Origin of the sequence: Shewanella sp. MSW, assembly GCF_007636515.1 — a bacterium.
In the GTDB taxonomy this organism is placed as follows: Bacteria; Pseudomonadota; Gammaproteobacteria; order Enterobacterales; family Shewanellaceae; genus Shewanella; species Shewanella indica.
Window position 1 is genome coordinate 208,491 of record NZ_LVDR01000006.1, and the last position, 17,114, is coordinate 225,604.

Consider the following 17,114-nt stretch of genomic DNA (forward strand, 5'->3'; position numbering starts at 1 on the left):
CAGCCTCCTAGTGACAATCGCTGCAGGACGCACCTTCATGAACCCCGGTCAAACCGGCGCCAATATCATGGGCGCTGTGGCAGCTCTGACATTCCATCTGTGAATTAACATCGGCCCCTATGTAGGTATCCGGCTCACGTTTGGTGCTGCTGTGACAACCGCTACACTCGGCATTGCCCTCTGCCACCATTTCAGCGTCCAGGGCATTGTCCAGCGACTTATTGAGGAAGTCAGTGGTGACATAGGCAATCTCGGCCGTCAGCTGAGCGCAGCGCTCCAGTTTCGCCTGATGACTGGAGCCGTACTTGCTCGCTTTCGACCAGTGGGTCACCGAGGTATGGCAAAGAATAGAATTGGCAACCGACTGGCCTATCTTATCTGCGGTCAATAGCTCACCGGCGTTGTCTGTACGGGTCGGTGCGCCAATCGCCTTGAGGAAGGCTTCATCATTTCTCGGCATGGCTGTGTGTTCATAGTAGCGATACACGGAGCGGATCACCGCAGTGCGGTTGACCCCACCCAGAACGTTGACCGCCATAGCCGCCGCATTCAAGCAGCCACACAGGGTTCCCCAACCTGCGATACCGCCGCCACCATAGGCTGCCAGGTTGGTAGGGATAGCAGCGAATTTACAGGCATCCTCATGCCCCTTGGCCGCCAAAGCCTTCACCAGGGCATCAAACACACCGTACATACAACCACCGCGGCCATAACCTTCATAGGCCAGTTTGGCGACTTCCATCGGGTCCAATTTCACGTAGGTCAGTAGCTTGGTGCCCAGTTCTCCGCCCCCTTCACTGCCGATCCCTATGCTGGTATCTCCGGAACAAGACTCTGCTGCCATGGTTGTGGTCGCAATCAGCGAGCTCCCGGCGGCTACTCCAACCAAACCTACTATCTGGCCCATTGCCTGACGTCGATTCACGTTCATACTCATCACCTCTTTTTACACTTATATTTTGTAGAATTGCAAATTAAGCAATACTTACCCTTTATAATCAATGACTTGCACACAAGACCAGCTTACTCCCTCTCTTGTTGTGCAGATGTGATCCAAGGCGGGTTTCGATGTTAAAGAGTCAAAAAACCAACAGCCCATCGGCAAGAGACTTGAGCCAAGCAGTAACGGCAGCGACAATGAGCCACTTCGTTAAGCAAGGATCTGCTATGAATTACAGCCTCTTTTTACTCACTCTCTTGCTGCTGGCTGGTTGTCACTCTGAGGTGCAACTGCCGATTAAAGCTGACAAGCTGGAGCCAATCCACTGCCGGGAAGTAAAGGATGACAATGGCGCCCTGGGTTATTACCTCGAAGACTGCATTGACGGATACCGAGGAGAACCCTTCAGCGGCATTGCCATTTGGGGAGCGCCGGATCGCCCCAGCTATAGCGCAGCCCAGTTCAAGGATGGCCTGCGGCATGGCTACAGCTTCAGCACATCCGCGCCGCCCGAGCGTCTACTAAACCAAAGCGCTTGGTATAAAAATGGCAAGTTGCACGGTTGGCAGCTGAACTTTCAATACCAGCAAACTCAATTACGCAGCCGGGAGTTGTATCGAGACGGTGAGCGCCAAGAGCTCTGGCTCTACGATAGCCAAGGCCAACTCGACAGTTTCAAGCGTTTCGACCAGGGTACAGTGATTGAATTCATCTCCTATGAGCAGGGACGGGAGCGAAGGAAACAGTTCAAACGGGACGGCGAGAAATTCACTGTCTGGAAAAGCTATTTCCCCGATGGCTCATTAAAGAACTTCAGTGAGCATCTGGATGAAGAAAATCTCAGAAAACTCAAGGAACAAGGTTACTACGCCAACGGCCGGCTCAAGTTGGACTACCTGTTCGACCGTCGGCAGCGCACCGCAGTGCAGCACACCTTCTGGCGCAATGGCCAACGCCAGTCCGAGCAACATTATGGTTTCTTTCCTTCGATAGCCGCCGATGGCATCTGGCTCAGTTATTGCGAGAGCAATGGCGCCTTGAGCAAACGCACCCCCTACAGTCGAGGCGCCAAGCAGGGCGAGGAACAGCTCTTTCACTGCAATGGTCAGCTACAGGTGAGCAAACGTTTCGACCGGGACAAGCTCATACCACAGACCCTGAGCTACTTCGATGAACAGGGGCGCAACTATCTGCAGGAAGATATAGGCACGAATGGCAAGGTGCTGCATACCCGGGTCTATGATGAACAGGGTAAACTAACCTACCAAGATTGACATAATATTCAATCAGTTGGACTTATCATCCAGAGATAATAAAGCTCTTTTTCAAATGCGGCTTGCTTATCCCAGCACTGAATTCTAAAATATCTTCACATCAAGATACTTTAAGAAAAGAAATGCCTTACTTAATCGCACTCTTGGCTCCCGTCTTCTGGGGGACCACCTATGCCCTGGTCAGCCTGTACCTGCAGGATATGTCCCCTTTCTGGGTCGCCGTCTGGCGTGCCCTGCCTGCCGGGATCCTGTTATTGCTGCTGCGACCCAAGCTGCCTTCGCTCGCCTGGAGCAAAATACTCTTGCTGGCATTTTGTAATATCGGCGCCTTCTTCGCCTTGCTGTTTATGGGCGCCTACCGCCTGCCAGGCGCCGTGGCTGGCACCCTGGGGGCCACACTGCCACTGATGTTTCTGCTGCTGGCCTGGCTGCTTGATGGCCAAAGGCCGGCATTGAAATGGACCTTGCTGGCACTGCTGGGACTGAGTGGAGTGATCTTGTTGCTCAATCCTTCGGCCAAGCTGGACATGATTGGTGTGCTCTGCGCCCTGAGTGCCACTCTGCTGGTGGCCCAATCATCCCGTTGGATGCAACGCTGGCAAACCGGCGATCTTCTGGTATTGACCGCCTGGCAGTTGTTGCTCGGCGGCTTGATGCTGATCCCGCTGGCCTGGACAGTGGCCGGGGCTCCCACACTACCGGAGCCCAAGACCTGGCCCGCCATCGCTTGGCTGGCCATCTTCAGCACGGCGCTGAGCTACTGGGCCTGGATCTGGTCCATCAAACATCTGGGACCGCAAATCATGGGCATGATGGCCTTGATCAACCCTGTGGTGGCCGTCTCGCTCGGGGTGTTTTTGGTCGGCGAACAGCTGGACAGCTATCAATGGCTGGGGATCGGCCTGATCATGTCGTCACTATTGCTGATGAAACTTCCTGTTCCGGCTATCTGGTATCGCCTACGCCCCAGCCGGCGCTGAAACTCTCCTGATATAAGAGCCCTGTTTGGCCCCTGAAAAAGGGGCCAAGGGTTCGGCTTAACTGAATTTAGCAAAATAAGGAAATGGACTATGAGCTCATCAAAATGGCAGCCTGTGTGGCTGATCCTGACCTTAATTATTCTCGGCCTCAACCTGCGCCCCAGTATGGCGGCCATAGGCCCACTGCTGGAGGCTATCCGGACTTCCTTGCCCCTCAGTTACAGTTCCTTGGCACTGCTGACCATGCTGCCCGTGATGACCATGGGAGTCGCTATGTTTATCGGTGCCAAGCTGGCCGCCAGACTGGGAGAGCGCCAAACCCTGCTACTGTCGCTGCTACTGATTGGCTTGGCTAACCTGGCTCGGCTCTGGGCCGGCAGCGGCCTGCAACTGCTACTGACCGCAATCATTGCCGGCTTAGGTATCGCCCTTATTCAGGCGCTGCTGCCCGGAATGATCAAGCGCAGCTATAGCCAGCATATTGAGCGTTACATGGGGATTTACGTAACCGCCATCATGGGTGGAGCGGCCCTGGCTGCTGCCATTAGCCCTTGGCTTGAGCACAGGTTTGGTCATTGGCAGTCGGCGCTGGCCTTCTGGGCTCTGTTGAGTCTGCCGGCGATGCTATTTTGGTTCTGGGGCAAACACGGCCTGCACCCCCTGGGCTTCAACAAGGCAGCAGCAAAGAAGACTTCAGGAAAACCGGGAGTTAGCCCAAGTGTGGGCATAGGCAGCTTTAGCCGCATTCCCAGGGCCTGGCTGTTGGGGCTTTTCTTTGGCCTGAGCACAGCATCCTATACCTGTGTGCTCGCTTGGTTGGCGCCCTTCTTTATCGACTTGGGTTGGCAAGCCACTCAGGCAGGGCTATTGCTGGCGTTTCTGACGCTGATGGAAGTGGTCGCAGGCCTGTTGCTGCCGACGCTTGCGGCTCGCAGTCATGACAGAAGGCCACTGCTATGGCTGTTACTCCTGTCTACAATTGGCGGTTTTATCGGGCTGGCGTTGATGCCACTGGCCCTGCCCTGGTTATGGGCTGCGCTGCTGGGAATAGGCATTGGTGGCCTCTTCCCCTTGAGTCTGATTGTCACTTTGGACCATCTGGACGACTACAGTCAGGCGGGACAACTGACGGCCTTTGTTCAGGGGATAGGTTACCTGCTGGCATCCCTGTCGCCTCTGCTGGCGGGTTATCTCAAGGACAGCTCCAGCAGCTTCACGCTTTCCTGGTTGCTGCTCGCGGCTGTGTCTATGGGCATGCTGGCCATTGCCTGGCGCTTTGATCCCAAGCGCCACAGTCAGCACTTCGCCCTGTTGGCCCAGTGAATCGATTTGCCGGGTGGAAAATTGTTAACCGCCCGGCACTCAAGCAGACTCAAATGAGGTAGAATGGTGTCCCTCTTGTACCATTCTGCTGTCAAAGCAAAGTAACGTGAATCTATCCTATCTATTCCAGCGCCTGCTGCAATGGCTGCCTGATCGTGCCGATCTTCCTGAAGGCTTACGCATAGGGCTGCCCATGATGGCGGGCCTGTTGCTGTTTTCGTTTCTCGGCGACAGTGCCAGCGGCGTCAACGCCCTGATCTGTGCCTGGCTGGTCGGCGTCCAGGGACGCAACCTGGCTTATCCCAAACGAGCCGGGCTGCTGAGCAAGTCGGCACTCCTTTGCTGTATCAGCAGCGCTCTGGCCTTGCTGAGCCTGATCCATCCTTGGCTGGGGATCAGCGTACTCGGCGCCATAGGCCTGTTATATGGCCTCAGCTCAAACCAAAGAAAATACATTCAGCTGCTGACCTACAACGCCGGCTTTTGCCTGATCTGCGGCCTGCACCTGCTGGAGTCGGGTACCGACTGGAAGATGTTGTTGCTCTCCAGCCTGTTCGGCAGCTGGTTGGCAGTCATCAGCGCCGTCGTCGCCGGGCCCTGGATGGCGATACGTCAAGGCGAACAGCTGCTGGCCAGTGTGCAGCGCAAATTCGGCTTCTGGTGCAATATACTCAGCCACTCGGACGCCGCCAATGTCGGCCAGCGTCTAGCCTTGCGGGAACAGCTCGATGATGCCATCGCCGTACTGGCCCACTGGCTGCTGGAAATGCCGGATAAAGCCGAGGTGCAACACATCGCCTGGCAACTGGAGTCGAATCTTATCCTGATAGAAACTCTGGAGAGCATAGGCAGGCTGCAACAAAATGATGCCGCCAACCCGGCACTGCAGCAGTATTTGGCCAATTTTGCCAACGAACTCAAGACCCACAGGGAAAAAGGCATCAAGCCGACGCCGCCGCCCTTGGGTGACAAGCCGCAACCTCTGCTATTGGATGCCGCCAACCGCCTGGCCTTGGCGCTGGATCCCCAAAGACCGCTGGCAGCCGACTGGCGCGAGCGCCTGGAGCTTATCTGGCCTTCCGATGCCCAAAGCGTTCGCAATCAATGGCGCAAGGCCTTGGTGAAACACTCGCGGGAATGGCACCACGGCCTGAGAATTCTGTTCACTCTGCTGTGTTGTCAGGCAGTGGTGGAACTACTGCAACTGCCGCAGGGGTATTGGGTGACGCTCACCGCCTACATAGTGCTGATGGTAGCACCGCTCGGGCAGTTGCAGGCCAGGATCTGGAGCCGCTTCTATGGCACAGTGCTCGGCTCTGTGTTGGCACTGGGGCTTATCTGGTATCTGGGCGCCGGTAGCTGGTTATTACCGGCCACCTGCCTGAGTGCCTTTCTGGCCTTTGCCACTTTTTACAAGGCCAGATACGAGATCCATGTATTCTGGCTCACCATGCTGATGGTGTTTGCCATCACCCTGTTGTTGCCAAGCGACCCCTATATCGCCTTCTACCGGGCGCTGGACACCTTTACCGGCGCCCTGATGGCATTTCTGGCGATGCATCTGTTTATTCCCAGTTGGACCCGGCGCTGGCTCGACAGCTATGTGTGCCACTTTATCGAGCTGGAACGGGCTTGGCTTGCCAGTATCAATACAGGTAAAGCCGACAACGCCCTGCGCTGGCAAGCCCATGCGGCGCTGAGGCAACTGGGGCAAGAAGTCGGCTTTTTGAAGCTCGAGCCCAACACTGGCCAGCGGGAGCTGCTGGACTGGCAGAGTTTTCTCTGGCTTGGGCTGACGCTGCACTGCACCCTGGTGTTGGTGGCACGCCAGCAGCAAAAGCCGCCGCTGCATTTGGCAGAGCAACAGTTGGCGGCCTGGCCCCAGCTGTTTCGCCAGCGCTTTTTGGCAACAGAGATGCATCAAGCCGAGTCCGGGCCAGCGCCCAATTCAACAGATGCACCTACGCAGCTGTCAGCCAAACAAGCTGAAGCGATTCCCACTTGGGTAATGCAGGATATCGCCCATCTCTATGCCTGGCTTGACTGGCAACGTCCCTACGCCCTAGGTGGCAATACTCACGGCTGACAGGAGTCCAACAAGATGTACGATTTTGAATTTTACAATCCAACCCGCCTGCTCTTTGGCCGTAGCAGCCTGGAGCAGTTGGACACTCTGGTGCCCAATGATGCCAGAGTGCTCTTGCTCTACGGCGGCCAAAGCGCCAAACGCAATGGCACCCTGACCCAAGTCGGCCTAGTATTGGGTCAACGTGTCTGCGCCGAGTTCGGCGGCATTAGCCCCAACCCCGAGTACCACCAGCTGTTGCAGGCGGTAGAGCAGATAAGGCAACAAAAGCTGGACTTTATTCTCGCCATCGGCGGCGGTTCCATCATAGATGCGGGCAAGTTTATTGCCGCCGCCGTGCCCTATCAGGGAGAGCCCTGGGAGATACTGGAAACCGACGGTCGCCACATTAACCAAGCTCTGCCGCTCGGTACTGTGCTGACCCTGCCGGCCACGGGCTCAGAGATGAATAACTGCGCGGTGATCAGCAATAGCACTCTTGGCCTCAAGCGCTCCTTTCGTCATCCCTCGGTGTTTCCCCGCTTCTCTGTGCTGGCACCACAACTGAGTTTCAGCTTGCCACAACCACAGGTTGCCAACGGCGTGGTGGATGCCTTTGTGCACGTGACCGAGCAGTACCTGACTTACCCGGTCGACGCCAAGGTACAGGACAGGTTTGCCGAAGGCCTGCTGCTCACTCTGATAGAGGAAGGCCCCAAGGCGCTGGCAGAGCCCGAAAACTATCGGGTGCGCGCCAATATCATGTTCAGCGCCACCATGGCGCTCAACGGCCTGATCGGCGCCGGTGTTCCGCAAGACTGGTCGACCCATAAGCTGGGTCACGAACTGACGGTGCGCCACGGCCTGGATCATGCCGTGACCCTCGCCATACTGCTGCCGGCCATGCTGCGCCTGAGAAAAGCCACCAAACACGCCAAGCTGCTGCAGTATGCCGAACGGGTCTGGCAACTCAGCGACGGCAGCGAAGAACAACGCATAGATGCAGCCATAGAGCAAACCCGGCTGTTCTTTGAATCCATGGGAATCAAGACTCACCTCAGTGACTATGGCATAGGCCACGAGGCCATAACGCCGCTGCTGGAAAACCTTGAGCGCCAGGGCCTGACCCAACTGGGGGAAGACGGCCGGGTCGACCTTGAGCTGAGCCGACAGGTTTTTCAGGCCAGCCTTTAAAGGCAGTGATTTTTGCCAATAAACAGGCTAATCTGAAACAAGTTCACAACTGCATAACAAGGGAAGTCTTTATGCGTACTCTGATGATAATCAGCCTGGCACTGCTGTCGCTGGTTGCCCAGGCGACTGTCTATAAGTGGGTCGATAAAGATGGCAAGGTGCATTACAGTGATGAACCCACCCCCCAAGCCCAGGCAGTGGAATTCACCGACAAGACCCAGAATCAAATAAGCCTGGAAACGCCTAAAGCTCTGCCCGATCCCAGAGAAGTGGAACAGGTCGGCTATGGGTTGAAGATACTTTCACCACAGCATGAAGAAACCATTCGCGATAACGCCGGTGATTTTCAGGTTCAGGTAGAAGTAGAGCCGGAGCTGGCATCGGGTCATTTTCTGCAACTCTACATAGATGGCATCTCCACCAGCGATGCTCAGCGCAGCAATCTCTTCCAGCTCAAGGACATCGACCGCGGCGAACACACGCTGCAACTCAAGGCGGTGCAACAAAACGGCAAAGTCCTTGCATCCAGTAGTCCCATAACCATTTTTCTGCACCAAGCCGGACTGATGCAACCCGCCTTCCCGGCTCCCGGGAAGGGCCCCAAGCCAAGTAACTAATTTTATTTCAATGAATTAGCTACTTTGCATTTCGAGTTAGTCCACAGAGTTGTTGGCTTGCGGCCTGCACCGAATTGGTGCACCATTATGGTGCAATCCTGCTATGGGAAACTCTATGGACACAAATATCCTGCTCAATCATCTGGCAACTGCCGTTCTGGTCATCGACAGTGACCTGCTCCCCAGCTATGCCAACGCCGCTGCCGAGCAGTTGCTGGGCGTCTCCCGCCACAGGTTGCAGGAGCAGGTACTGACAGAGCATCTGCATGCCATAGGGGTTGAACCCAGGGTACTGCAAAGCGCAGTGCTGGAACGTCAGGGGCTGACGGTCAATACCGCCCAACTCATCAGCCTGGATGGCCAGCACCACACTGTAGATATGACACTAATCCCTCTGGAGCAGGGAGAACAGCTCAAGCCCTTGAGCCTGTTGGAACTCAGGCAGGTGGATCAGCAGCGGCGTATTCACCAGCAGTTGACTCTGGATGCCCAGCAGCAGGCGGCCCAATATCTGGTGCGCAACCTGGCCCATGAGATCAAAAACCCGCTGGGTGGACTGCGCGGTGCGGCGCAGCTGTTGTCCCGCGAGCTTAGCGAGCCGCAGCTCAAGGAGTTCACCACACTCATCATAGAGCAGGCCGACAGGCTGCGCGCCCTGGTAGACCGATTGCTGGGGCCACAGAAACCATCGCAGCACAAGCTGCAGAACATACATCTGGTGCTGCAAAAGGTGATCAATCTGGTGAGTGTGACCCTGCCGCAACAGATACATCTGCGTCAGGATTACGACCCATCCATTCCAGACTTGCCTATGGATGAAGATCAACTGCAACAGGCAATCCTCAACATAGTGCAAAATGCAGTACAAGCCTTGGAGCATCAGAGCGGCGATATCATGATCCGCACCCGCACCGCCCATCAGGTCACCATAGGTAACCAGAGACACAAGTTGGTGTTGGTGCTGTCAATCATAGACAACGGCCCGGGTATCGCCCCGGAACTGGTGGATACCCTGTTTTACCCCATGGTCACAGGCCGTAAGGACGGTAACGGCCTGGGGCTATCCATCGCCCACAATATTGCCAGGCTCCACGGCGGCCGTATCGACTGCGATTCGGCCCCGGGGCACACAGAGTTCAGCCTGACATTACCGATCAACAACCACAGCGGCTAACAAGAGAGGAAACAATATGAGTGAACAGGTTTGGATCCTCGATGATGACAGTTCAATTCGTTGGGTGCTGGAACGGGCACTGCAAGGTGCCAAACTCAGCTGCGCCAGCTTTGCCGCCGCCGAGTCACTGTGGCAGGCGCTGGAAATCTCCCAGCCCAAGGTCATAGTCTCGGATATCCGCATGCCGGGGACCGATGGCCTGACCCTGCTGGAACGTATCGGCCTGCATTATCCCCATATCCCGGTGATCATAATGACGGCCCATTCAGATCTCGACAGTGCCGTCAGCGCCTATCAGGCCGGGGCGTTCGAGTATCTGCCCAAGCCCTTCGACATAGATGAGGCGATTGCCCTGGTGGAGCGGGCGCTCAACCATGCCACAGAGCAGGCTCCTGCAGCGGCCGAGCCTCAGGTCAAGGCACCGGAGATCATCGGCGAAGCCCCCGCAATGCAGGAGGTGTTTCGCGCCATAGGCCGTTTGTCGCGCTCATCGATCAGTGTGCTGATCAACGGTCAGTCCGGTACGGGTAAAGAGTTGGTTGCCGGGGCACTGCACAAACACAGCCCACGCAAAGACAAACCCTTTATCGCCCTCAATATGGCGGCCATCCCCAAGGAGCTGATCGAATCCGAGCTGTTCGGCCACGAAAAAGGTGCCTTCACCGGCGCCGCCAGTGTGCGTCAGGGGCGGTTTGAGCAGGCCAATGGCGGCACTCTGTTTCTCGATGAGATAGGCGATATGCCACTGGACGTACAGACCCGGCTGTTGCGGGTACTGGCCGATGGCCAATTCTATCGGGTCGGCGGCCACTCTCCGGTGCAGGTCGATGTCAGGATTATTGCCGCAACCCATCAGGACCTGGAACAACTGGTACTCAAGGGGGGCTTTCGGGAAGACTTGTTCCACCGCCTGAACGTGATTCGAGTTCATCTGCCACCGCTGTCGCAGCGGCGGGAAGATATTCCGCAGTTGGCACGCCATTTCCTGGCCAGTGCCGCCAAAGAGATAGGGGTAGAGGCCAAAATACTCACCCCGGAAACCGCTGCCAAGCTGCAGCAACTACCCTGGCCCGGCAACGTGCGCCAGTTGGAAAACACCTGCCGCTGGTTGACCGTGATGGCTTCAGGCCAGGAAATTATCCCTCAGGATCTGCCGCCTGAGCTGTTCAAGGAGCCCAAGGCACCTCAAGGCAGTGCAAACCCGTCCCAGGATTGGCAAAACGCCCTCAAATTGTGGCTGGATATGCGCCTGTCACAGGGCGAGAGCGATCTGCTGACCGAAATCCAACCCGCGTTTGAGCGCATCTTGCTGGAAACCGCGCTGGAGCATACCCAGGGCCACAAACAGGAAGCCGCCAAACGCCTGGGATGGGGCCGCAACACCCTGACCCGCAAGCTCAAAGAACTGGCGATGGACTGAAACCTCATAAAGATGGGGACATGACCCAAATAAGCCCAAGGGTGCAGGTTATTAAGAGAGGATTTTGGCGCCCAGACGCAGTGCCGCCAAACTCAGGGAATAGCCCCAACGGATCAGTCCCCTGCGTCTGCGATCAGGCAAGAGTAGCCAACTGGAACCATCGGCTGCAATCAACTCGGCGCGCCAAAGCGGTAAAGAGATGATCTCCAGCCGGTAGTCTTGACCATTCAAGACTATGGTTTGCCGTCTTGGCAAACCATAGAGGCTCTGACAAAAACACTGTTGCCCCTGCCATTCAAGTTCCAGACGACTGCTTAATGGATAATACCGACAGTGCAGTTCACCCCCTTCGAGATTCAACCTCTGTTGTTGCATCCATGCCATGACAGTGCCCGCTACACAGGATCCTGGTGAATAATCACCTCGGCATGGTCAAAGTCGGCGCGGATCCGCTCGCCTGTGGCCACGGCAATATCGTGGGCCTGTTGCAGGCTCAGCTCTTTGTCCAACTCCAGATGCAGTTGAATAAAGGTGGTCTTGCCCGCCTGACGGGTACGCAGGTCATGAATGCCACGCACTTGAGTATCCTGCTCGGCCAATTGCCGAATGCGCAGCCGGGTTTCATCATCCAGCTCCCTATCGAGCAAGGCCTGAATCGAGCGATACCCCAGCGACCAGGCCTGTTGACCTATGTAGAGGGCGATCAATACCGCGAACAGGCCGTCAGCCCACCACCAGCCATATTGCGCCAAAATCAGCGCCAACAGCACGGCGCCATTGAGAAACAGATCTGACTTATAGTGCAGGGCATCGGCTTCGACCACTGTGCTCTTGGTGGCCGCCAAGGCCCGTTTTTGCAGTAATACCAAAGCCAAGGTCAACACCATGGCGATAATGGATACCACAATACCTAGAGTGGCATGGGTCAAAGGCATGGGATTGACCAGGCGCTCGCCGCCGTGAAACAGCAGCAGGAATGCCGTCCCCATAATAAAGGCCGATTGCGCCAAAGATGCCAGAGGCTCAGCCTTGCCGTGACCATACCTGTGCTCCTGATCGGCAGGGACCAGGGCATAGCGAATGGCAATAAAGTTAACTATGGATGCCAGGGCATCGGCAAAGGAGTCGGTCAGGGAAGCCAACATACTGGCAGACCCGGACCAGAGCCAGGCAGCCAGTTTTATCAGGATCAGGGTAATCGCGGTCGCCACTGCGGCGCGGCTCGCCAATTTAACCCAAAACTCGTAGCGGGAAGTCGGTGTCATTCAAGGGCTCAGCGGTCGGGAGTCACTGAGCCCATAGTAGCAGATTTAATTTGCCGCTGGCCCGAAACAATCACCACAACGGTAAGGACCTTCTTTGAATTTCGCTTGCTGTTCAGGTGTCAGCAAATTATAAATTTGATTGTGTAACTTCATGCGCTCCAACATATGTTGTTCACGCACTTGCTGACGCTGCTCGATAATCTTTTTGGCCTTGGCTTCATCGAAGTTGCCTGAGGTCATCAGTGCCTGCATTTCGGCTCTGTGTGCTGCTCGGGTTTCCTTGTCAGGACGTGACATGCTGCTTCTGTGTTGTTCCATCAACGCCTGGATCTCTGTTTTCTGGGCGTCGGTCAGATCCAGACCTCGCAGGCCATACATGCCAAAATGGCCCTTGTCACCTTTCATGTGGTGGTGATAGCCGCGCTCACCCTTCATGTGATGGTAGCCACGCTCGCCCTTCATGTGGTGATAACCACGGTCGCCGTCACGGTGCGGACAATCGCCGTAGCCGTCACCGGCTTGTACCGCACCAGCCATCAGAGTGGTGCCGGCGATCAGGGCCAGCAAGCTTGCTTTGATTGAAGTCTTCATATGGATATCCTCGTTCTCGGTCGGGAAGTATTTGACGTCTTCCAGTCTAGTCCTCTATGTGTAAGTGTGGGTTCAAACTGAGTAAAGCACTGTAAAGCTTGGTTATCCGGGTTGAAGATCCGTATCTTTACCCAGACTTACACAGCTAAACCGCAGTTGACTCAAAAGCGGGTATACTCGGCAGAGAGAAATTGTGTGAGGCGTATAAATGAGCCGGATTTTATTGATAGACGATGACCTGGGCCTGGCAGAACTCTTGGGGCAATTGCTGGAGCTGGAAGGCTTTGAGCTGACACTGGCCCATGATGGTCAGAGCGGCCTGGAACTGGCGATTGCCAATGATTACGACCTGATCCTATTGGATGTGATGCTGCCCAAGCTCAACGGCTTCGAAGTGCTCAGGGAGCTGCGTGGCAAGAAACAAACCCCTGTGCTTATGCTTACCGCCCGCGGTGATGAGATAGACAGAGTGGTTGGCCTGGAGATAGGCGCAGACGACTATCTGCCCAAGCCTTTCAATGACAGGGAACTGGTTGCCAGGATCCGCGCCATCATACGCCGTGCCAATATCACCCCGCAGGACATTCCCCAGAGCGGTATTCAAACCATAGGCGATCTCAGCCTGGACTCTGCCCGTCAGGAAGCCTATTGCAATGAACAGTTACTGCTGCTGACCGGTACTGAGTTCAGCCTGCTCTATACCCTGGCCAATCAGGCCGGCGAACTGATCAGCAAAGATGAGCTGAGCGAAACCGTGCTGGGCAAAAAGTTGATGCCCTTTGATCGCAGCCTGGACATGCACCTTTCCAACCTACGCAAGAAACTGCCGGAACGCAGCGACGGTCGCCCCAGGGTCAAGACCATACGTGGCAAAGGTTATATCTGGATCCCCTGATGAAATCATTTTCCCTGCCCAATCGCCTCTTTATCAAACTGCTGCTGGGCTTTTGGCTCTGCAGCAGCCTGATCATTCTTGCTGTTGGCATGCTGCCGCTGCTGCAGCAAAACCATGACAGGGCCCCAATGCCGCCTAAACTGCGGGAGGTCTTGTCTCAGGTCGCCGATGAGCTGCAACAGGAACCGGCCAAGTTGAATGGCCGCTTTCTGCACCATTGGGAGCGCAGACGCAGCATGGAAGGCAAGCCAATTCGCATCTATCTGGTCAATGAGCAGGGACAGATAATCAACACTCACAGAGTGTCCAAAGGCATGCGCCGCTTTATGTTGATGGCGGAGGAAGCCAACGCGCCAATTTCACACCAGTTTCGCGATGAACTGATATTCGGCCCATTCGATTTTAAGGTTAACGGCACTCCCTATGCCCTTTATGGCCGGTTGCCGGATCACCACCCCATGCCCTGGTTCTTTTTCTTTATTGAACACAAGTTATTGACATTGTCGCTGGCGATTCTGCTTTCAGGATTGCTCTGTGGTTTGTTGGCCTGGCACCTGGGCAAGCCGCTGCGTTCGTTGAAACAAAGCGCCAACGCCCTGGCGCTGGGACAATTGAACAGCCGGGTCGACGATGCCACTGCCGGACGCCACGACGAAATCGGCGAACTGGCCCAGGCCTTTAACAGCATGGCGGCCGCCATCGAAACCATGGTCAATAATCAGCAGCGACTGATAAGCGACATCTCCCATGAGCTGCGAACTCCGTTGACCAGACTGCAATTGGCACTGGCTCTGGCGCGCAAGAAGGGTATGGCCGGAGATGAAGCCGAACGTATCGCCTACGAGGCCGACCAACTGGAAAAAATGATTGCCGAGCTGCTGGAACTTTCCCGGGTGAAACTCAAGGCACAGGACAACAAACTGAAAGTAGGCTTGGCCGAATCATTGAGCCAGGTACTGGACGATGCCGAATTTGAAGCCGAACAGCAACAAAAAGAGCTCTGCATCCTGATACCGGAAGAACTGGAGTTGCCCATCTACCCAAGACCGCTGTCGCGGGCGATTGAAAACCTACTGCGCAACGCCATTCGCTACTGCCATGCCCAGGTAAATATCTGCGCCGAGACCAAGGGGCCATGGGTAGAGATAAGCATTACTGACGACGGCCCGGGTATTGAGGAATCTGAGTTGGAGGCTATTTTCAAGCCCTTCTATCGACCGCATTCAGCCAGGGAAAGAGAGAGTGGCGGTTGGGGTCTGGGGCTGGCCATTGCCGATGCCGCAGTGCAAGCCCACGGTGGCCATATTCTGGCAAGCAATCGCGCCCAAGGTGGGCTCGAGGTCGTCATCCATTTGCCACACGCCTGAGCCCCCTCGGGCTCACCTTCCAAAGAGGATTGGCGGCATACATTGTGCTCAATCATGTTGATATGTGACTGCATAACCATTAAACATCTATCTCTGCAGATAATGATTATTAGGGGGGCCAAAAATACGAGGGGCTGGCCCATAATCGCCCCTGAAAAGCCAGTCGCAACACTTCCTCGCAAGGTGAAGCACTGCGCCCCCGCTAAAGCATCTCTTCTGAAAGAGATGGCACAAAGCACAGCTTTACTTTAGTCAATATTTTAATATTGGAGCTAGACCAACATAGGACCAATTGCGTTGAAAACCCACCCTATAAGGGTGAATGACATCAGTAAAATCGTAAAAACAATCGCTAACAAGCGCCATTGCATCACCTGCTTAAGCAAGATAAATTCGGGGAAGCTGGCGGCAACTGTGGCCATACAAAAAGCCAATGTTGTCCCTATAGGAAGACCATTGATGATGAGGCTTTCCATAATAGGAATAACCCCAGTCGCATTGGAATAAAGCGGAATACCTATTAACACAGCAACAGGCACAGACCACCATTGACCATCACCCAAGTGAGTTTCAATCCAACCATCCGGAACAAACCCATGAAGTGCCGCGCCAAGCCCAACGCCGATAATGACCCATTTCCATACCCGAGAAAAAATCGCTTTGGTTTCACTTTTGGCAAATTGATGTCGTTCCGATAAAGTCATCAGTGGGGCCGATGCTTCTTGTTGATTATTAGATAAACCCGCCTGTAATTTCCCTCTTTCAAACGCCTTGGCTGCAAAGGACTGTAGCCAACGCTCAGCACGAACAGCATCCAGGAAAGCCCCTGCAAGTATACCCACAGACAGACCTACACCTACATAAATCATCGTAAACTTCCACCCCAATAAGCTTACCAACAGCAGAATGGCGACCTCATTAATTAAGGGTGAAGTAATAAGAAATGCCATAGTGATGCCGACAGGAATACCTGCGGAGGTGAAACCTAGAAACACCGGAATACTTGAACAAGAGCAAAAGGGGGTCACCGCACCAAAACTTGCTCCCAGAAAATAACCGACAAAACGATTTTTACCCGCTAAATAATCCCGAACACGTTCAACATTAAGTGAAGCTCTCACCAAGGCGATGACATAAATCATCAGGATCAACAACGCGAAAATCTTAGTGGTATCTTCAATAAAAAAGTGTATTGCGTCAGCCAGCTTGGTCTCTGGAGGAATGCCTAACAATCCAAAAGTTATCCAAGTCGCCAGGTCAGAAAAGAGGTGCATCATGATTTACCACCATTGAGCTGTGGCTACATTATTAGGAAAGGTGTCGCGAGGACTTATTCGCACCTTCCTTAGATGGAAAGCCGGAGAAGAAGCCGCTTATTCCGGCTTGGCTATGCTCTACACTGAAGATTCAATGTGTGCCAGCATTAACGCCTTGATCTCCGCTGGACTGGCAAGACGACCTGTCAACTTAACTTGTTCATCTATAACCAAAGCCGGAGTCGACATCACACCGTACTCCATAATTTCTTCGACATCTGTAACTTTAACTAGCTGATAATCAAGCTCTAAAGAATCCGCCACAGCAGAACAAGTTTCAGCCAGCTTTTGGCATTTAGTACAGCCAGACCCTAACACTTTGATTTTAAACATAACACCACCCATCATTTGGTTATTTAGCCAAATGATAGGTAAGAAACCACTTCGGGAATGCGATCTACTTCTGAATTTGGTGATCCTGTAAACAATCAATACAATTGAGTGAATGAAGCAAACACGGCATAGCTAGATGATAGAAGATCTGCTTCCCACGCTTTTCCATACCGACAATGCCCCTAGTACGAAGTATGGATAGATGCTTGGAAACCGTTGAAAAATCAACATCAAGTGCCTCTACAAATTCACATACACATTTTTCGCCATCAGCAAGTTGTTCAACTATCCATAGACGCGTTGGATGTCCCAAGGCCTTGAAAATATCGGCTTTAGTTTTGGTTAGTTGTTCCACAAATT

General features: G+C 54.5%; 17 protein-coding genes. 10 read left to right on the top strand and 7 right to left on the bottom strand.

The window, feature by feature from the left end:
* Window positions 1-7: 7 nt before the first annotated feature.
* Complete coding sequence (locus AYI96_RS08855) at window positions 8-931, bottom strand: C-GCAxxG-C-C family (seleno)protein (RefSeq protein WP_144361450.1); 924 nt, start codon at window positions 929-931, stop codon at window positions 8-10.
* A gap of 236 nt (window positions 932-1,167) precedes the next feature.
* On the opposite strand from AYI96_RS08855, the gene AYI96_RS08860 reads away from it, so the two are divergent.
* The 8 genes from AYI96_RS08860 (at window position 1,168) to glnG (ending at window position 10,987) form a co-directional block, all read left to right on the top strand.
* Window positions 1,168-2,214, top strand: a complete 1,047-nt coding sequence (locus AYI96_RS08860; protein WP_039034700.1) for a toxin-antitoxin system YwqK family antitoxin — start codon at window positions 1,168-1,170, stop codon at window positions 2,212-2,214.
* Window positions 2,215-2,336: 122 nt separating this feature from the next.
* Window positions 2,337-3,194: a DMT family transporter gene (locus AYI96_RS08865; protein WP_144361451.1), complete on the top strand. Its 858-nt coding sequence runs from the start codon at window positions 2,337-2,339 to the stop codon at window positions 3,192-3,194.
* Window positions 3,195-3,284: 90 nt separating this feature from the next.
* The gene (locus AYI96_RS08870; RefSeq protein WP_039034702.1) at window positions 3,285-4,517 is read left to right on the top strand and encodes a cyanate transporter; all 1,233 of its coding nucleotides are present in this window, start codon (window positions 3,285-3,287) and stop codon (window positions 4,515-4,517) included.
* A gap of 106 nt (window positions 4,518-4,623) precedes the next feature.
* Window positions 4,624-6,603, top strand: coding sequence for an FUSC family protein (locus AYI96_RS08875; protein WP_144361452.1), 1,980 nt, complete (start codon window positions 4,624-4,626; stop codon window positions 6,601-6,603).
* A gap of 15 nt (window positions 6,604-6,618) precedes the next feature.
* On the top strand, window positions 6,619-7,776 hold the full coding sequence (locus AYI96_RS08880) for an iron-containing alcohol dehydrogenase (protein WP_144361453.1): 1,158 nt from the start codon (window positions 6,619-6,621) through the stop codon (window positions 7,774-7,776).
* Between the two features lie 71 nt (window positions 7,777-7,847).
* Window positions 7,848-8,393 (top strand): DUF4124 domain-containing protein, encoded by a 546-nt coding sequence (locus tag AYI96_RS08885; protein ID WP_144361454.1) that lies wholly within the window; start codon window positions 7,848-7,850, stop codon window positions 8,391-8,393.
* 115 nt (window positions 8,394-8,508) lie between these two features.
* Window positions 8,509-9,567: a nitrogen regulation protein NR(II) gene (gene glnL / locus AYI96_RS08890; RefSeq protein ID WP_144361455.1), complete on the top strand. Its 1,059-nt coding sequence runs from the start codon at window positions 8,509-8,511 to the stop codon at window positions 9,565-9,567.
* A 16-nt stretch (window positions 9,568-9,583) separates the two neighbouring features.
* Window positions 9,584-10,987 carry a nitrogen regulation protein NR(I) gene (gene glnG, locus AYI96_RS08895; RefSeq protein ID WP_093983933.1) on the top strand — a complete coding sequence of 468 codons (1,404 nt, stop codon included), beginning with the start codon at window positions 9,584-9,586 and terminating at the stop codon, window positions 10,985-10,987.
* Between the two features lie 51 nt (window positions 10,988-11,038).
* On the opposite strand, the gene AYI96_RS08900 is transcribed toward glnG, so the two are convergent.
* Genes AYI96_RS08900 through AYI96_RS08910 form a run of 3 tightly spaced genes read right to left on the bottom strand, consistent with a single transcriptional unit; the run spans window position 11,039 to window position 12,843 of the window.
* Entirely contained in the window at window positions 11,039-11,371 is a 333-nt protein-coding gene (locus AYI96_RS08900; RefSeq protein WP_144361456.1) for a hypothetical protein, read from the bottom strand.
* Between the two features lie 11 nt (window positions 11,372-11,382).
* On the bottom strand, window positions 11,383-12,252 hold the full coding sequence (locus tag AYI96_RS08905) for a cation diffusion facilitator family transporter (protein WP_100143371.1): 870 nt from the start codon (window positions 12,250-12,252) through the stop codon (window positions 11,383-11,385).
* A 45-nt stretch (window positions 12,253-12,297) separates the two neighbouring features.
* The gene (locus AYI96_RS08910) at window positions 12,298-12,843 is read right to left on the bottom strand and encodes a Spy/CpxP family protein refolding chaperone (RefSeq protein WP_071476356.1); all 546 of its coding nucleotides are present in this window, start codon (window positions 12,841-12,843) and stop codon (window positions 12,298-12,300) included.
* A 208-nt stretch (window positions 12,844-13,051) separates the two neighbouring features.
* Here AYI96_RS08910 and AYI96_RS08915 point away from each other — a divergent pair, with 208 nt between their 5' ends.
* Both AYI96_RS08915 and AYI96_RS08920 read left to right on the top strand, forming a co-directional pair.
* Window positions 13,052-13,738 carry a response regulator gene (locus AYI96_RS08915; protein ID WP_039034710.1) on the top strand — a complete coding sequence of 229 codons (687 nt, stop codon included), beginning with the start codon at window positions 13,052-13,054 and terminating at the stop codon, window positions 13,736-13,738.
* The gene (locus tag AYI96_RS08920) at window positions 13,738-15,105 is read left to right on the top strand and encodes an ATP-binding protein (protein WP_039034711.1); all 1,368 of its coding nucleotides are present in this window, start codon (window positions 13,738-13,740) and stop codon (window positions 15,103-15,105) included. The genes AYI96_RS08915 and AYI96_RS08920 overlap by 1 nt, the downstream gene beginning before the upstream one ends.
* Window positions 15,106-15,377: 272 nt before the next feature.
* Here AYI96_RS08920 and AYI96_RS08925 read toward each other — a convergent pair whose 3' ends face one another.
* The 3 genes from AYI96_RS08925 to AYI96_RS08935 form a co-directional block, all read right to left on the bottom strand.
* Window positions 15,378-16,382 (bottom strand): permease, encoded by a 1,005-nt coding sequence (locus tag AYI96_RS08925; protein WP_039034713.1) that lies wholly within the window; start codon window positions 16,380-16,382, stop codon window positions 15,378-15,380.
* Window positions 16,383-16,499: 117 nt separating this feature from the next.
* Window positions 16,500-16,754 (bottom strand): thioredoxin family protein, encoded by a 255-nt coding sequence (locus AYI96_RS08930; protein WP_071476355.1) that lies wholly within the window; start codon window positions 16,752-16,754, stop codon window positions 16,500-16,502.
* Window positions 16,755-16,818: 64 nt separating this feature from the next.
* Window positions 16,819-17,109 carry an ArsR/SmtB family transcription factor gene (locus tag AYI96_RS08935; protein ID WP_039034715.1) on the bottom strand — a complete coding sequence of 97 codons (291 nt, stop codon included), beginning with the start codon at window positions 17,107-17,109 and terminating at the stop codon, window positions 16,819-16,821.
* Between the last annotated feature and the right edge of the window lie 5 nt (window positions 17,110-17,114).